Source organism: Heliobacterium chlorum (assembly GCF_014502795.1).
Classification (GTDB): domain Bacteria; phylum Bacillota; class Desulfitobacteriia; order Heliobacteriales; family Heliobacteriaceae; genus Heliobacterium; species Heliobacterium chlorum.
Genome location: NZ_JACVHF010000002.1, coordinates 265,030 through 280,237 on the forward strand (window position 1 = coordinate 265,030; position 15,208 = coordinate 280,237).

At 51.6% G+C, this 15,208-nt stretch carries 14 protein-coding genes, 1 pseudogene and 1 other annotated feature; of the genes and pseudogenes, 11 read left to right on the forward strand and 4 right to left on the reverse strand.

Annotated features, from left to right (window positions below; genetic code table 11):
* From H1S01_RS04380 to H1S01_RS04395, 4 genes are all read right to left on the reverse strand, one after another.
* Positions 1 to 651: a hypothetical protein gene (locus tag H1S01_RS04380; RefSeq protein WP_188038882.1), complete on the reverse strand. Its 651-nt coding sequence runs from the start codon at positions 649 to 651 to the stop codon at positions 1 to 3.
* 31 nt (positions 652 to 682) lie between these two features.
* A complete protein-coding gene (locus tag H1S01_RS04385; RefSeq protein ID WP_188038883.1) occupies positions 683 to 1,453 on the reverse strand; it encodes a 2-amino-3,7-dideoxy-D-threo-hept-6-ulosonate synthase in 771 nt (256 codons plus the stop codon).
* Between the two features lie 15 nt (positions 1,454 to 1,468).
* Positions 1,469 to 2,596 carry a 3-dehydroquinate synthase II domain-containing protein gene (locus H1S01_RS04390; protein WP_188038884.1) on the reverse strand — a complete coding sequence of 376 codons (1,128 nt, stop codon included), beginning with the start codon at positions 2,594 to 2,596 and terminating at the stop codon, positions 1,469 to 1,471.
* 125 nt (positions 2,597 to 2,721) lie between these two features.
* Positions 2,722 to 4,245, reverse strand: coding sequence for a sensor domain-containing diguanylate cyclase/phosphohydrolase (locus tag H1S01_RS04395; protein ID WP_188038885.1), 1,524 nt, complete (start codon positions 4,243 to 4,245; stop codon positions 2,722 to 2,724).
* A gap of 504 nt (positions 4,246 to 4,749) precedes the next feature.
* On the opposite strand from H1S01_RS04395, the gene infC reads away from it, so the two are divergent.
* From infC to polX, 11 genes and pseudogenes are all read left to right on the forward strand, one after another.
* Positions 4,750 to 5,349: a translation initiation factor IF-3 gene (gene infC, locus H1S01_RS04400; RefSeq protein ID WP_188038947.1), complete on the forward strand. Its 600-nt coding sequence runs from the start codon at positions 4,750 to 4,752 to the stop codon at positions 5,347 to 5,349.
* A gap of 37 nt (positions 5,350 to 5,386) precedes the next feature.
* Positions 5,387 to 5,584 carry a 50S ribosomal protein L35 gene (gene rpmI, locus H1S01_RS04405; protein ID WP_155477489.1) on the forward strand — a complete coding sequence of 66 codons (198 nt, stop codon included), beginning with the start codon at positions 5,387 to 5,389 and terminating at the stop codon, positions 5,582 to 5,584.
* A gap of 61 nt (positions 5,585 to 5,645) precedes the next feature.
* Complete coding sequence (rplT, locus tag H1S01_RS04410) at positions 5,646 to 6,002, forward strand: 50S ribosomal protein L20 (RefSeq protein WP_155477490.1); 357 nt, start codon at positions 5,646 to 5,648, stop codon at positions 6,000 to 6,002.
* Between the two features lie 130 nt (positions 6,003 to 6,132).
* Positions 6,133 to 7,511, forward strand: a pseudogene (locus H1S01_RS04415) (TrkH family potassium uptake protein).
* Between the two features lie 13 nt (positions 7,512 to 7,524).
* Complete coding sequence (locus H1S01_RS04420; RefSeq protein WP_188038886.1) at positions 7,525 to 8,202, forward strand: potassium channel family protein; 678 nt, start codon at positions 7,525 to 7,527, stop codon at positions 8,200 to 8,202.
* On the forward strand, positions 8,199 to 9,017 hold the full coding sequence (locus tag H1S01_RS04425) for a TrmH family RNA methyltransferase (RefSeq protein WP_188038887.1): 819 nt from the start codon (positions 8,199 to 8,201) through the stop codon (positions 9,015 to 9,017). Before H1S01_RS04420 ends, H1S01_RS04425 begins: the two co-directional genes overlap by 4 nt.
* 52 nt (positions 9,018 to 9,069) lie before the next feature.
* On the forward strand, positions 9,070 to 9,159 hold the full coding sequence (locus tag H1S01_RS22245) for a YqzL family protein (protein ID WP_170292065.1): 90 nt from the start codon (positions 9,070 to 9,072) through the stop codon (positions 9,157 to 9,159).
* 7 nt (positions 9,160 to 9,166) lie between these two features.
* Positions 9,167 to 9,431 (forward strand) — a binding site (T-box leader).
* A gap of 74 nt (positions 9,432 to 9,505) precedes the next feature.
* Positions 9,506 to 10,525, forward strand: coding sequence for a phenylalanine--tRNA ligase subunit alpha (gene pheS / locus H1S01_RS04435; RefSeq protein ID WP_188038888.1), 1,020 nt, complete (start codon positions 9,506 to 9,508; stop codon positions 10,523 to 10,525).
* A 59-nt stretch (positions 10,526 to 10,584) separates the two neighbouring features.
* Positions 10,585 to 13,044 (forward strand): phenylalanine--tRNA ligase subunit beta, encoded by a 2,460-nt coding sequence (gene pheT, locus H1S01_RS04440; RefSeq protein WP_188038889.1) that lies wholly within the window; start codon positions 10,585 to 10,587, stop codon positions 13,042 to 13,044.
* Positions 13,045 to 13,147: 103 nt separating this feature from the next.
* Complete coding sequence (locus H1S01_RS04445) at positions 13,148 to 13,411, forward strand: cell division protein ZapA (RefSeq protein ID WP_188038890.1); 264 nt, start codon at positions 13,148 to 13,150, stop codon at positions 13,409 to 13,411.
* A gap of 80 nt (positions 13,412 to 13,491) precedes the next feature.
* Complete coding sequence (gene polX, locus H1S01_RS04450; protein ID WP_188038891.1) at positions 13,492 to 15,198, forward strand: DNA polymerase/3'-5' exonuclease PolX; 1,707 nt, start codon at positions 13,492 to 13,494, stop codon at positions 15,196 to 15,198.
* Positions 15,199 to 15,208 lie beyond the last annotated feature (10 nt).

A 15,208-nucleotide genomic window follows, 5' to 3' on the forward strand; every position in this document is an offset into this window, starting at 1 on the left:
TCATTGTTTCAACTCCCTCTCAACTAAACGCCGATACTTTCCATCGGATGTGACACTGAGCAATTTGGCCCATATGCTTTTGGCTTCGTTCACTTTTGACATGTTTTTGTGGGCAGTTCCGAGATCGTAGAGGATTTTCCAGTAAAATTCTTGCTGAAACAGTGCAGGGTCTTGTTCAAAGCGGGATGCCAGATAGGTTAAATCGTCGACAGCGACCCGATTTCGGTGAAAGTACTGTTCGGGGAGTCGGAGACAGACTTGACTACGGAGAATCCGGCTTTGAATATGATCGGGGTGGGTTTTGACGACTTCATCGAGGACTTTCAGGCCCTGCAGAGCTTTAGAAAATTGTTCATTCGGGTCTTTTTTGTCCCTGGCTAAAAGGCAAGTCGCGCTTCCGTAATAGGACTGGACCAACGGATCCGATGATGACGAATGCAAATCCGATAAAATCTGGTGAGCGCGTATCACTGCAGATTTATCTCCTTTTACTCCGGCATCGTGGAGTTCAATCGCTTCAGACAACGGATCTTTGTGCTCCTGCTTCTCGTCTATGGACGACGGTGGCGTCAGCCCTCTTGGTACTTGATTGGGAATAAAAGCCCAGGAAGATCTGGGCTGAAAGCTGGTATGACGGTGTTTGCGAGACATGATTGCTCCCCCTTATGCATAGTTAAGGTTCTTACGAGGGCTGAGATAACAACGGGTTGAAAACATCTCGAAGGGCGCGAGTGAGCTCCTGGGGATTTGGATCTTGAAAGACATTTCTTCCGATAGCTACCCCTTTGGCGCCGGCTTGAGAAGCAGCAGAAACCATTTTCAAGAAGTCTTCCTTCGAATTTTGTTTGGGACCGCCAGCGATGACGATGGGTACTCGGACGGAACTGGTAACTTCCTTGAACGAATCAACCGAACCAGTGTAGTTCACCTTGATGATGTCAGCGCCCAACTCTTCGGCGACACGGGCGGCATGCTTAACTTTCTCCGTATTATATTCACTATCTTCGGAACCGTCCCGCACGTACATCATGGCGAGCAGGGGCAATCCCCAAAGATCGCATTGTTCGGCCACCATTCCCAGATGGAACAGCATCTCGTTTTCTGAAGGGGTTCCCAAGTTTACCTGTACAGAAACGCCTGTCGCACCGAGACGCAGCGCTTGTTCCACTGACGATATGAGGCTCTTGCGGTTCGGTTCTGGTGATAAGGTGGTGGAAGCCGATAAGTGGATGATCAACTCGCTTTTGTTCGCCAAGACCGGGGCGATGGTTTTCACCAAGCCCTTGTGGACGATGACGGCGTCTGCGCCGCCTTCTGTGACCTGACGAACCGTTTCGGCGATATGAGTCAACCCATGGATCGGACCGACCGTTACCCCATGATCGAGAGGGACGACGATCAAACCTTGCGAATCTTTTATGAGACGTCCCAGACGGATCTGTTTACCTGTCATTTTTTCGATGGCCTCCTAGTATTCAAGGATTTGTTCATTAACCTTGATACCGACATGACGCCCCGGTTCACAAACATAGGCAAGCAGTTGATCGCCTGGTTGAACGGTAGTGGCATTGCGAGGCTGACCGTTCACATCCATGACTCGAATATGCCAGTCGTCCTGAACAATCACGTTAATCGGCGTTTCTGCGGCAATTCCTCGAATCAGCAGCAGCGGACGGACTTCCGTCTTGATCCGTCCGACGATCAGTTTCCGAGTCTCCCCCTTGGTGTTGACGCAGAGAACTTGGCTGCCGGCTCGTAAGTCTGTCAAATACTCGGTGGCATTGGTGGGGGCCCAGACATAGGAATGCACTGCCCCGGCGTTGACCCGGAAGGGGCGCAGATTCATATAGGGCAGAAAATGCGTCTCTGAGCAGACGAAAATTCCCCCGTTCGACGTGGAGCCCACAATCATGCCTTCGTCGGTTTTCATGATCCCCGTGGTGTCGATGCAAGCCCGCAAGCCCATGCCGATATGACGGACCTCTTTGACGAGGAGAGGGCAGAGGTCTAGAGTGGTTTTGTCTTGTAGAGATACATAGTCACTAGCTTTAATGATTTCGTGGAAGTCTGTTGTCGCCAACAAGACCCCGTCGCTTCCTTTTTCCAGAACACCGAAAGCGACTTCCATGTCGGCGTAGGTGGATTCCCTTTTTAAGAGAACCGTCTTGCTGTCTTGCAGACGGGCGATGATCAATTCCAAAGGAATGTTGGTGGGGAGGTCGAAGTCGACGATAGCAAAATCATGTTTCATCGCCTCTAGGCTGGCTTTTTCCAGGTCATCTTGGGTACCTTTAATAAAGAAAGAAATGCAAGTTTGATAGCCTTTTGCTTTGGCGGCTTCGAGAAGAGGACCATTCTCAGAGAGGACGATTTCCCCGTTAGGGATACCGTCGAGGTCTGAAGTTTCCATGATTTCTGTGATCAGTTCCGTTTTCAATGGAAAGTTTCCATTATGCCGCTGTGCTGGGGTTACAAGGACCTTCGTAATATTCGAATTGTGGATCAAGGACCAGAGATCATGTTGTTCCAAAGGAACGGGTCTGCCGTCAAACCAAACCTGACGAGTGTTGAGTCCGACCCTAGTCTGTTCGCTCACAGTTACCACTCCATTACCTACTGTTCTTACAGCCAAATACCCGGCTACAATTAAAGTCTATTCTGTGGAAAAAAATGGTGTGATTGAACAGGGGATTGTAGAAAAAGATAAAACCTCCCCTGTCGTCACAGGGGAGGTTTGGGCGGATGGGCGGAGATATTCGGTATGATTTCTAAAAAGTGTTTAATCAAATAGGGGTCGAACTGGGTACCGGCATTCTTGGCAAGTTCTGCACAGGCAGTTTCGACTGTCATTCCTTTTCGATAGGGGCGATCGTTCGTCATCGCGTCGAAAGCGTCTGCAATGGCTAAAACCCGGCACTCCAAGGGGATTTCGTCACCTTTCAACCCAAGGGGATATCCGCTGCCATTCCACCATTCGTGGTGTTTCAGAATCCAGTCGGCGATGGGAAGAAGATCCTGGGAGGCACAGGCGATGCGATAGCCGATTTCACAATGGCGCTGCATGACCGTCTTTTCCTGCTCCGTTAAGGGTCCCGGTTTGTTCAAAATATAATCGGGGATACCGACTTTACCGATATCGTGAAATTCGGCCAGGAGTTGCAGATCGGCTATTGACTTAACGGGGAGGTTTGCCGCTTTGGCGAGGGAGGTGACGAAATGCTCAAGTCGTTCGGCGTGACCTTGGGTGAGATAGTCTCTGGCTTCTAAGGCTTTCGTCAAGGTTTGCACGAGCTCACTGCGAACGCTTTGCCGATGATGAATTTTTTCTCGATACATATTGTTATCGGCTTCTTTAAAAACGTCACTCATGCTTATAGAAGGAACAGTTCGTACGGCGTAACCGATCGACAGACTTAAAGGAAGTTCCCTGTTTTGTTCATTATAAGCGGCGATCTTTTTCCGAATCTGCTGAGTGATTAGCGCCGCAGTCGCCTCATCGGTATTTGGCAGCAGCACAGCAAATTCATCACCGCCAATCCGGGACAAGATAGAGGAGGTACCGAAAGACTTGCGAAGGATTTTCCCTGCTTCCATGAGCAAGTGGTCCCCTTGATTGTGACCGAGGGTGTCGTTGACGAATTTCAACCCGTCCACGTCGCATACGATGATGCCGACCGGGGCAAAGCCCTCTTTGTCGATGATATCCATTTCCTGTTCAAAATAGCTGCGGTTATAGAGACCTGTTAAAATGTCGTGAATTCCTAGATAGCGCAAACGCCCTTCGGTTCGCTTGCGTTCCGTAACATCGTGAATGTATCCAATGATCTGTTGCAACTGGCCCTCTGCAAAAAGGCCGACCATGATTTTTATCACGTTGATGCGGCGCTGGTCGAGCGTTACCATTTCCACCTCGAAATGCTCCAGCTTTTTTTCCTTTTTTATTGATTCCAGCAACCATGGATAGGTCTGCTTGTCGGGAAAGAGATGTGCGAGGTGGCTTAACAAAACGTCGTTCACAGAAGGATAGCCAAACATTTCGGCAAAAGTGCGATTACAGAGGAGTATCTTTCCGTCAGGTGCGGCGATGAAGTTGGCCGTCAGGGCTTCATCAAAAAGGTAGCGATATTCTGCTTCACTTTGCCGGAGTTGAGCTTGGGCGCCTTCTATCGTGGCTAGCATTTCGTTTACGTCGTCGGTAAGATCGGTAAGAGCATCATTACCGTCGACGATGAAGCGCTGTGACAAATCGCCGCTTGAAGTGATCGTACAAATGAATGTATCTAGTTTTTTTATACGATTAATAATTCTCTTTCGAAAAAGCAGATGAAAAACAAACCCGATTGCCCAACCGAAAGCGAATAGATAACTTACCGTATAAAGAAATACCCTATTTTCTTCTATAGAATTCTACCTCCTTTATGCATGATGTAATTATAAATTATACCAAAAATTAGAAATTGGTTCGTTGCAATAAAGTATAAAGGCTAGGACTAAACTTAACTGGAAAAAACCTTGACATGACTGTGCCAACCGTGCTATATTAGACTGCGGAATGACAAACAAGCAGAAGCCATCCGCTTCTCACCCAGGAGCGAAGAAGTTCCCTGGGTTAATCCGTCAAGGCCCCTACGGCGCCAGATGCGGTAAAAGCATCGGTACGCCTGTTGGAGCGGTTTTGTGGAAAGCGCGGGTGGAAAACCCGCTTTTTTGTTTGTCTTTTTTTCGAAAGTTTTCAGGGGGTGAACATTTATCAGCAAGGACCTGCGCATCAATGAGGAAATCCGCGTCCGCGAAGTTCGCTTAGTGGGCACCGATGGTGAACAACTGGGGATTTTAGCCGTGCGGGACGCGCTGCGCATGGCGCAAGAGCGTAATCTCGACCTGGTGGAAGTGGCTCCGATGGCCAAACCGCCGGTTTGCCGGATCATGGATTACGGCAAGTATAAGTTCGAGCAGAGCAAGCGGGAACGGGAAGCTCGGAAGAAACAAAAGATCGTCAGTATTAAAGAAGTTAAACTACGCCCGAACATTGAAGATCATGATTTCGACACGAAAGCCCGCAATGCCATCCGGTTCCTAGAGGATGGAGACAAGGTCAAAGTCACCATCATGTTTCGTGGACGGGAGATTACTCATCCCGAGTTGGGACGGCAGCTGTGCGTCCGCCTAGCAGAGGTTTGCAAACCGATCTCCAACGTGGAGCGAGACGCCAAAGTAGAAGGTCGCAACATGATCATGATCCTGACCCCAAAAGCCGAAACCCAGCGGGAACCTAAGGCTGAGAAGCCTCGCGATGCCAAAACGGCTGAGAAAGCGGAAGCCCCGGCCAAAGGAGAAGTTAGCGAATAAGACGCTGTCTCTTTAACCCGTAAAGGAGCTGAACTAGATGCCTAAAATGAAAACTCACCGTGGGGCAGCCAAACGTTTCAAGAAAACGGCCTCCGGCAAATTTAAATCGAAAAACGCTTTTACCCGCCACATCCTGGAGAAGAAATCAGCCAAACGGAAACGCCAACTCCGCGGCACTGATGTAGTCTCCAAGCAAGATACGCCGAAACTGAACGCTCTTCTGCCTTACCTATAAACGAATCGTCGATCCTGCTTAAATTAGAAATTTCGCCAAAAGCGCCACAGGAGGTCTTGTTATGGCTCGTGTAAAAACGGGACCCATGTCTCGTAAACGACATAAAAAAATCTTAAAACTGGCTCGCGGCTACCGGAACGCCCATTCCAAGCTGTTCCGCACAGCCCACCAGTCCGTTATGAAAGCGCTGCAATATGCTTATGCGCACCGGAGAAAGAAAAAAGGCGACTTCCGCAAGCTCTGGATCACCCGGATCAATGCGGCTGCCCGTATGAACGGCATTTCCTACAGCAACATGATGAACGGTCTGAAAAAGGCTGGCGTCGTTGTCAACCGGAAGATGCTCGCCGACCTGGCTGTAAACGACCTGCCTGCTTTTGCCAAGCTTGTCGACGTGGCCAAGGGACAATTGAAGTAATAGACGATGAAAAAAACAAGACATGGCCATTGGTCATGTCTTGTTTTTCTGGGAAAGCTAACGGAAGGTTTTAGATAACCCCCTAGTCTACGTTTGTTAAAATCTATACAGGGAGACAAGAGGTTCATCTATGGAAAGATATGAGCCACCGAAGCCTGTTTTTGCCCCTTATGTCCGCGGAAAACGACCAGCCTATGGCTTATCGCCGGCACAGGTGTTGGTCTTAGGATTTGCACTCATCATTCTCATCGGGGGATTACTGCTTAGCACACCGGTGGCATCGCGCAGCGGTGTCGGAACTCGTTTCCTTGATGCCTTATTCACGTCCACTTCTGCTGTCTGTGTGACAGGGCTTATCGTCGTGGACACCCACGATAATTACTCCCTGCTTGGACAATTGGTCATCATCACCTTGATTCAGGTCGGCGGGCTCGGATTCATGACGATGGCCACACTCATCTACCTGTTGATGGGGAAAAAAATCAACCTCAAAGAACGACTGCTCATGCAAGAAGCATTGAACAGCTTGTCTATGCAAGGGGTAGTTCGATTAGCTAGACACGTGCTTTTTGCCACCTTTCTCATTGAGGGGATCGGCGGCGTTATCTTATCGCTGCGGTTTATCCCGGAGATGGGGCTTGCCAAGGGCATATATTACGGTTTTTTTCACTCCATCTCAGCGTTCTGTAATGCTGGCTTTGACCTCTTCGGCGGTTTTCGAGGCATCACGGGATATGTGGAAGATCCCGTGGTGACATTGACCATAGCTGCCTTGATCATTCTTGGCGGTCTTGGTTTTACGGTCATCGCCGAAACCTACCGTTTTCGGGAGGTAAAGCGGTTTTCGTTGCATACCCGGTTGGTCTGGATGATGACCATTGCTTTAATCGTCATCGGAACGGTATCTATTTTTTTGCTTGAACTGAACAATCCCAAAACCCTCGGGACTCTGAGTTGGCCAGGGAAAATGTTAGCCTCCTATTTCCAGGCGGTTACCCCTAGGACGGCTGGTTATAACACAGTAAGCATTGTGGACCTTCGGCCGGCCACACAGTTTTGATGGTCATCCTCATGTTTATCGGTGCATCGCCAGGTTCGACGGGTGGCGGAATCAAGACCACGACGGTAGCGGCACTGATCGCAGCAGTCTGGAGCATGCGAAACGGAAAAATTGATGTAGGCATCATGGAGCGGCGCATTCCGCCGGATAACATCTACAAAGCAGTAGGGATTACGGTATTGTCAGGGTTGCTGGTGATGGCTGTCACCATGTTGCTGACGATCAGTGAAAATGCGGATTTTCTGGCATTGCTTTTTGAGGCTGCGTCGGCCTTTGGTACGGTTGGACTTACGATGAGTTTGACGCCCCATCTAAGCGACTTTGGCAGAATACTGATCGCGCTGACCATGTTTGCCGGGCGTGTGGGTCCACTGACGATCGCTGTCGCTTTAAACAATGGGGAACAAGCCAAAATTCGCTACCCTGAGGAACGGGTCATGGTGGGATAGGGGGAAACATAATATGGTGAAAGCAAAGCCGAAAGAAGCTAAGCAGTTTGCGGTCATCGGCTTAGGACGTTTTGGTACCAGCATCGCCAAGACGCTCTACCAGATGGGATATGATGTGCTGGCTATCGATACATCGGAAGAACGAGTTAATGAAGTGGCCGACTTTGTCACCCATGCCTTACAGGCCGATGCCAAAGATGAAGACGTGCTCAAAAAAGTGGGCATTCGCAACTTCGACACGGTCATCGTCGCCATTGGCTCCGATATTCAGGCGAACATCCTGGTGACGGTCATCTTAAAAGATATGGGAATCAAACATGTCGTGGCCAAGGCTCAGAACGATCTCCACGGCAAGGTATTGACGAAAGTGGGAGCCGATCAGGTGGTCTACCCCGAAAGAGATATGGGTGTGCGGGTCGCCCACGCATTAGCAACGTCGACGGTCATGGATTACTTGGAGCTGTCACCGCACCATTCTTTGGTGGAGATTCGCACACCGGAACGGTTCATCGGCCAAGCCTTAGGCCAAGCGGACCTGCGGGCTCGCTATGGCATCACTGTGATCGCTGTTCGTAAAGGTGACGATGTCATCGCATCGCCAGGGGCCGATACGACTTTTGATGCGGGAGACATCATCGTGGCTGTCGGTTCCAACGAAGATCTGAACCGTTTTGAGGGGGAATCCCGTTGACGATCACATCGCTCAACAACCAATATATTAAGGAAGCGCGCTCTCTATCGCGGAAAAAAGAGCGAATCTTAACGGGGAAGTACCTGATCGAAGGAGTACGCCTCGTGGAAGAAGCCGTCTCTTCCGGACTCGCTCTCGAATATGCTCTTTACACGGAGCGGGTTGCCAACAATCCTCGGGGAAAGTTCTTATTGGATAAACTCGTCGCGGCCGGCGTCAATTGCGTTGACGTCGACGAGCGAGCGTTGGCTTCCATTACGGAAACGGAACAAAGTCAAGGGATTGTTACGGTAGCCCCATTGCCCGCTGTCCCCTGGGAGGCAGTGCTTGATAAAGAAGATCCTTTTTTATTGATCGTCGACGGATTGCAAGATCCGGGAAACTTGGGAACCATCATTCGAACTGCCGAAGGGGCCGGCTTGTCGGGAGTACTGCTCACGGCAGGGACGGTCGATCCCCATAGTCCCAAAGTCATTCGTGCGGCCATGGGGTCCCTTTTTCGATTACCCGTAGCTACAGTGCCCTCTGTGGAACAACTGGTGAACATACTACAGGAAAAAAAGATCTCCATCGTTGTGGCCGATGCTACTGATGGTCTGCCTTATTATGAAGCCCAATGGGCACAGAAGAACATCGCTGTCGTCATCGGCAGCGAAGCGGTCGGTCCTCAACCGCTCTTTCGGGAGAAGGCTTCCATGACCGTGAGCATCCCCTTGGTTCCCCCGGTAGAGTCACTCAACGCCGCTATCGCTGCCTCTGTATTGATTTTTGAAGCCGCTCGCCATCGTTCGGTTGCTTCGAAAAAAGGGCTATGATATAATTTCCCTAGCTGGTGGACCCTGGAACGCAGAAAGGTTGTGGTCGTCGGTGTTTTCCGCTGACTTTTTCTGGCGTGTCTTCACAATGACGGGTTCGGTTGCAGCATATATGCTATATCGGCGCTTGCTGATACAGTAAAGAGCAGGGAAAAGCGTAGAACGGGAGAAGTACTCCTAGCGTCGCTTGCCAGGGAAACGGGTGCCATAGACTGAAAGCCCCGTTCAAGCCGATAGGGAGGAAATTCACCCGGGAGCTTCAGGCTGAAGCTGTCGGCATCGTTATGCCGCACAAGTGGGTAGGTCTCGACGGCATTCCCGCCGTTATCGGGAAACGACACTTGTCGGCCGAGTGGGCTGTTTTTTCTGCAGCCTAGCGGGGTGGTACCGCGGAAAATAACTTCCGTCCCCATAGGGGATGGGAGTTTTTTGTTTTTTATTCAAGAGTCCCTTTATGGACAAACCGAATATACCGGAGGTTTAACCAAATGCGCGAACAATTGGAACGAATTCGGCTCCAAGCTGCCGATGAACTGCAGGGAGTGGAAGGGACGGAAGCGCTGCAGGACTGGCGCGTCCGTTATCTCGGAAAGAAAGGCGAACTGACCCAAATCTTGCGGGGCATGGGAGCAGTTCCTGCCGAAGAACGCCCTGCTATGGGTGCCTTAGTCAACGAAGTCCGGGCGGCCATTGAATTTATGCTTGAGGAAAAGAGCCGCCAACTCAAAGAAAAAGAAAAGCAAGCCCGCTTAGCGAGTGAGTCGATCGATATCACCCTGCCAGGTCAGGTAGCCCTTGTCGGCAGTAAACATCCCCTTACCCTTGTCATCGATGAAATCAAGCAAATCTTCCTGGGGATGGGTTATGAAATCGCCGAAGGCCCGGAAGTGGAGACCGATTATTACAACTTTGAAGCCCTGAACTTACCGCAAGATCACCCCGCCCGGGATATGCAAGATTCCTTCTATATCACACCGGATATCCTGCTGCGCACCCATACATCGCCGGTACAGATCCGGGCGATGGAACGGATCCGTCCCCAACTGCCGGTGAAAGTGATCTGCCCAGGGCGGGTTTTCCGTCGTGACGATGATGCTACCCATTCCCCTATGTTCCACCAAGTGGAGGGATTGGTTGTTGATAAAAGTATCACCTTCGGCGATCTGCGGGGCACCTTGCTTACCTTCGCCCGCCAGATGTTCGGTCCAGAGCGGGAGATTCGGCTCCGTCCATCCTTCTTCCCCTTCACCGAACCGAGCGCCGAGGTGGATATCTCCTGCGGTTGCGGCGGCAGCGGTTGTCGTGTCTGCAAAGGCACAGGCTGGCTCGAAATCCTCGGTTCGGGCATGGTCCATCCTAACGTGTTGAAATACGGCGGCTACGATCCGCAGGAAGTGACTGGCTTCGCCTTCGGTATGGGCGTCGAACGGATCGCCATGCTGAAGTACGGTATTGATGATATGCGACTGCTCTATGAAAATGATATGCGGTTTTTAAGCCAGTTTTAACTTGGATGATCAATGTACCACCAAGATATTGAAACGTACAAAAATATGAGGTGAATCCCATGCGTGTATCCATGGAATGGCTGGGTGAGTACGTCAAACCTGGCATGGAAGCGGCTGATTTAGGCGAGAAACTGACTCGTTCCGGCATTGCCGTTGAGAATGTCCTTTGCCGAGACGCTGGATTAGATCAGATCATTGTCGGTCATATCGATGCTATCGAAAAACATCCCGAAGCGGATCGTCTCTGGGTCTGCACGGTCAATACAGGAGAGCGTCAATATACAGTGGTCACGGGCGCCCAAAACGTTCGCCAAGGCCATAAAGTCCCGGTGGCTCTTCCCGGTGCGAAACTCCCTAACGGTACAGAAATCGGTGAAGCTGCTTTTCGCGGTATCAAATCGTCAGGGATGCTCTGCTCCGCCGAAGAATTAGCCCTCGAAGAAAAGACCATCTCTCCAGAGGACCGGGAAGGTATCCTAATCCTCGACAAAGATGCCCAGGTGGGACAGCCGATCGCCCAGGCTTTGGGACTCGATGTACCTATCCTTGAGTTAGAATTGACGCCCAACCGGGCTGACTGTTTGGCTGTGATCAACGTGGCCCGGGAAGTGTCGGCTATTACCGGCCAACCGCTGCAGCTTCCCGATGTGAAAGTGGTGGAAAAAGGGAAAGGCCGAACGGAAGAGCAAGTGAAGGTCACTATTGAAGACAGCGACCTCTGCGGACGTTATGCGGCCCGCCTTTTCACCAACCTGCGGCCGGGGCCGTCCCCGTTTTGGATGCAGCGCCGCTTGCAGGCAGCGGGGATGCGCCCCATCAACAACATCGTCGACATCACGAACTATGTGATGCTCGAAATGAACCACCCGCTCCATGCCTTTGATTATCACACCGTCAAGGACGGTCATATCGTCGTCCGCCGTGCTCGTGCCGGGGAAAAACTGGTCACCCTGGACGGTCAAGAACGGGAGCTCAACTCGGAGAACCTCGTCATCGCCGACCCCGAAAAAGCCATCGCCTTAGCCGGCGTCATGGGCGGCCTGGACACAGAGATCACCGAAAAAACGACCACTATCCTACTGGAAGCGGCTCACTTCTACCCAGCCAGTGTACGCCGCACGGCTCGGCAAGTGGGCTTGCGCTCGGAAGCCTCCCAGCGCTTTGAAAAAGGCGTCAACATCGATACGGTGAAACTGGCCATGGATCGCGCTGCCGAACTGGTAGCTCAATTGGGTGTAGCTGATGTGGTTCCTGGATATGTGGACAATTACCTGCGCCCGATGGAGCCCACGAAAGTCCCCTTCCGGGCCAGCCGGATCAACGCCCTCCTGGGCACGACGATTCATCCGGAACAGATGGAAGACATATTCCAACGCCTTCAATTCCCTGTGCAGTGGGAAGAAGTAGCCGAAGGGGAACAAGGGGGCGCCGGTATCGTCGTCGCGCCCACCTATCGTCCTGATATCCAAGGCGAGCACGATTTAGCCGAAGAGGTGGCCCGTCTCTACGGTTATGACCGGATCCCAACCACCTTGCCTCAAGGCAAGACGACGGTTGGACAGCGCACATGGCCCCAGACGGTGCGGGAAAAAATCATCGACACCTTGGTGGGCAGCGGATTCCGTGAAGTGGTGACCTTTTCCTTCATCAACCCCCGCCATTTGGACCGTCTCGTTATCCCTACAGATGATCACCTCCGTCAGGTCATTCCGGTGCAAAATCCCTTGAGTGAAGAACAGGGAATCCTCCGGCCGACGATCATACCGGGGCTTTTGGAAGTGGCCGCCCGTAATGCGAGCCGCCGTATTCCAGACCTAGCTATCTTCGAGTTGGGAGGAACGTTCCTGCCGAAAGCCCTGCCGCTCAAAGAATTGCCGGACGAAGCCTGGAAAGTATCGGCCCTCGTCATGGGGGCGGCACCAGTCCATTGGAGCGGCAAACCCCAACCGTACGACTTCTATTTCCTCAAAGGGATAATCGAAAAACTGTTGACTGCTTTAAAAATCGAAGGCGTTACCTGGTCCCGTGAGACGGAACTATCTTATCTGCACCCCGGCCGATCAGCCCGGTTACAGATCGTCCAAGACGGCATGGTCTTTGACTTGGGTTACATGGGAGAAGTTCACCCTGATGTACGGGAAGCTTATGACCTTGTGGCTCGTCCGGTCGTGATGGAACTGGACCTTTCCGCCTTAACCTTGCTGGCCCGGGCAAAAGGCGACTACCGCCCGCTGCACCGGTTCCCCTCTACTGACCGCGACATGGCGATGGTGTTACCCATAGACGTACCGGTAGGTCAGGTAGAAGCCGTCATCGCCGAAGTCGGCGGCGATCTCTTAGAACGGTGGCGACTCTTTGACGTCTACCAAGGCAACCAGATCTCCGCTGGTTTCCGCAGCCTTGCCTATACGCTTCGCTATCAAGCTCCTAACCGTACCCTTACGGATGAAGAAGTCAATCATGCCCACGAATCTATCAAAAAAGCCCTCATAGAACGCCTAGGCGCACAATTTAGATAATTGTTTATTCAAAAAAGGGTTTTTCGACATTGGCAGCGAAAAGGAAATTGATTACTGAACCAGAAAAACTCGAATGCTGTCGCTGTCGAGGGGGAGCTACAAAGTGAGTGAAGAGGTTTTTAAGACAACTGTCCATATTTATGGTGAACCTTATACTATCAAAAGCCCTGTTCCTCCCCAACAGGTTAGAAAATTGGCTGGTATGATTGATGAGCGTATGCAGGATATCGCCCGTAAGGCGAACCACCTGTCCGTTTCGAAGATCGCTGTGCTGGTCGCTTTTCACTTAGCTCATGACTTGGCGAAGCTTCAGGAAGATTATGACGACCTGATCAAGCTTCTAGAAGATTCCGGCTCCTCTAAATGATTCCCTGATTTCTAAGCGCCGGGATTCCGGCGCTTTTTTCCTTGCTACCTGGGCAAAATAGCCGGAAGGAGGGAGAAGCGATGCACAACCAGGAAATTGCCTGGGCCCTCACGGAGATAGCCGATTTAATGGAGATCCTGGGAGAGAACCCATTTAAGGTAAGAGCGTACCGTAAAGGAGCCCGCATTGTCGAAGGGATCGAGACACCAGTAAAGACCTTATCCGATCGTGGGCAACTGGCCAAAATCGACGGCATCGGTAAAGGGCTCTGTGCGGAGATTGACGAGATGCTGGAAGAGGGCGCGAGCCGGCAACTCCAAAACCTGCGTGAAAAAGTACCTCCGGAAGTGCTTGATATGCTCCGGTTGCCCGGTGTGGGTATCCGAGCCGTAAGGACCTTTTTTGGCAACGGATATACGACCCTCGATGAACTTGAGGAAGGTGCCCGAAAGCACAAGCTACGCCTGCTGCCTGGAATTGCCGCCAAGACGGAAGTGGCTGTCATCCGTGGTGTGGAGATGCTGCGCCGCCGAAGCGGCAAGTTTGGTATCGGCGTAGCCCGTCCGATCGCAGAAGAATTTGTCCGATTTCTGCAAAACCTGCCGGAAGTGCACCGGGCCGAAATCACCGGTGACCTTCGCCGTAGTCAGGAAGTGGTGGAAGAGATTCACTTGCTCGCCTCTTCCCAAGAACCTGATAAAATCCTCGATTTAATCGAAAAACACCCTGCCGCCGTAAAATTGCTCGATGACGGTGCTAATTTTGTCCGCTTTCAGTTGAGCTTTGGCTTACCGGTCCAAGTGGAAGTCGTCGATGAAGCCGAATTCATCGCTCGATGGGTGGAATCAACGGGGTCGCAAGCTCACTGGGCCGCCTTACAGGAGCGAGGAGCCAAAAGGAGCGATGGATACAGCGGCGACTGGCAGCGTTTTATCACCACGCAGGAAGCTGAGATCAACTACTACCGCGATCTCGTTCTGCCCTGGATTCCGCCGGAATTACGAGAGGAAGGCAGCGAAGTGGCCTTTGCTGCCGAGGGAAAACTTCCCGAAGTCGTCAAGATCACTGACATCCGGGGGGACTTGCATATTCATACCCACTGGAGCGATGGCGTATCTTCATTAGAGGAGATGATCGACGCTGGTCGGGAACGAGGATATGAATACATGGCGATCACGGATCATTCCCAGTCGCTCAGCGTCGCCCGGGGATTATCTGAGACAAGGCTGCGGGAACAACGACAAGCCATTCGAAATCTTTCCCACCGCGATAAAAACTTTACCGTCTTTTCAGGGATTGAAATGGATATCTTACCTGACGCCCGGTTGGATTTCCCCGATGAGATGCTACGAGAAACGGATCTCGTCATTGCATCCGTTCATATCGGATTGCGGCAAGAGCGGCACAAGGTTCATGCCCGGTTGGAAACAGCCTTAAAAAATCCTCATGTCGACATCATCGGTCATCCGACAGGCCGGCTCATCGGTGCTCGGGAGCCTTACGATGTCGATATGGAGTGGTTGCTTGACTTGGCGGCGAAAACGGGAACGATTCTAGAGATCAACTCATCGCCTGATCGCCTCGACCTGGCTGCACCTTATGCAAAAATGGCAAAAGAATGCGGCATCATGTTATCGATCAACACTGACTCTCATGACCGGGCTAAACTAGGGGATATCTCCTACGGCGTAAACAATGCCCGCCGGGCCGGGTTGGAGCCAAAGGACATATTGAACTGCCAGCCCCTTGAGGACGTCAAAAAGATTCTCGCGAAACCGAAAGGGTAATAAAATCTTG

Coding starts and splice junctions, on each gene's coding strand:
- H1S01_RS04385 (WP_188038883.1), bottom strand. CDS start 1,453: ATGACAGGTAAACAGATCCGTCTGGGACGTCTCATAAAAGATTCGCAA.
- H1S01_RS04420 (WP_188038886.1), top strand. CDS start 7,525: ATGGTGAAAGCAAAGCCGAAAGAAGCTAAGCAGTTTGCGGTCATCGGC.
- pheT (WP_188038889.1), top strand. CDS start 10,585: ATGCGTGTATCCATGGAATGGCTGGGTGAGTACGTCAAACCTGGCATG.
- pheS (WP_188038888.1), top strand. CDS start 9,506: ATGCGCGAACAATTGGAACGAATTCGGCTCCAAGCTGCCGATGAACTG.
- polX (WP_188038891.1), top strand. CDS start 13,492: ATGCACAACCAGGAAATTGCCTGGGCCCTCACGGAGATAGCCGATTTA.
- rplT (WP_155477490.1), top strand. CDS start 5,646: ATGGCTCGTGTAAAAACGGGACCCATGTCTCGTAAACGACATAAAAAA.
- rpmI (WP_155477489.1), top strand. CDS start 5,387: ATGCCTAAAATGAAAACTCACCGTGGGGCAGCCAAACGTTTCAAGAAA.
- H1S01_RS04380 (WP_188038882.1), bottom strand. CDS start 651: ATGTCTCGCAAACACCGTCATACCAGCTTTCAGCCCAGATCTTCCTGG.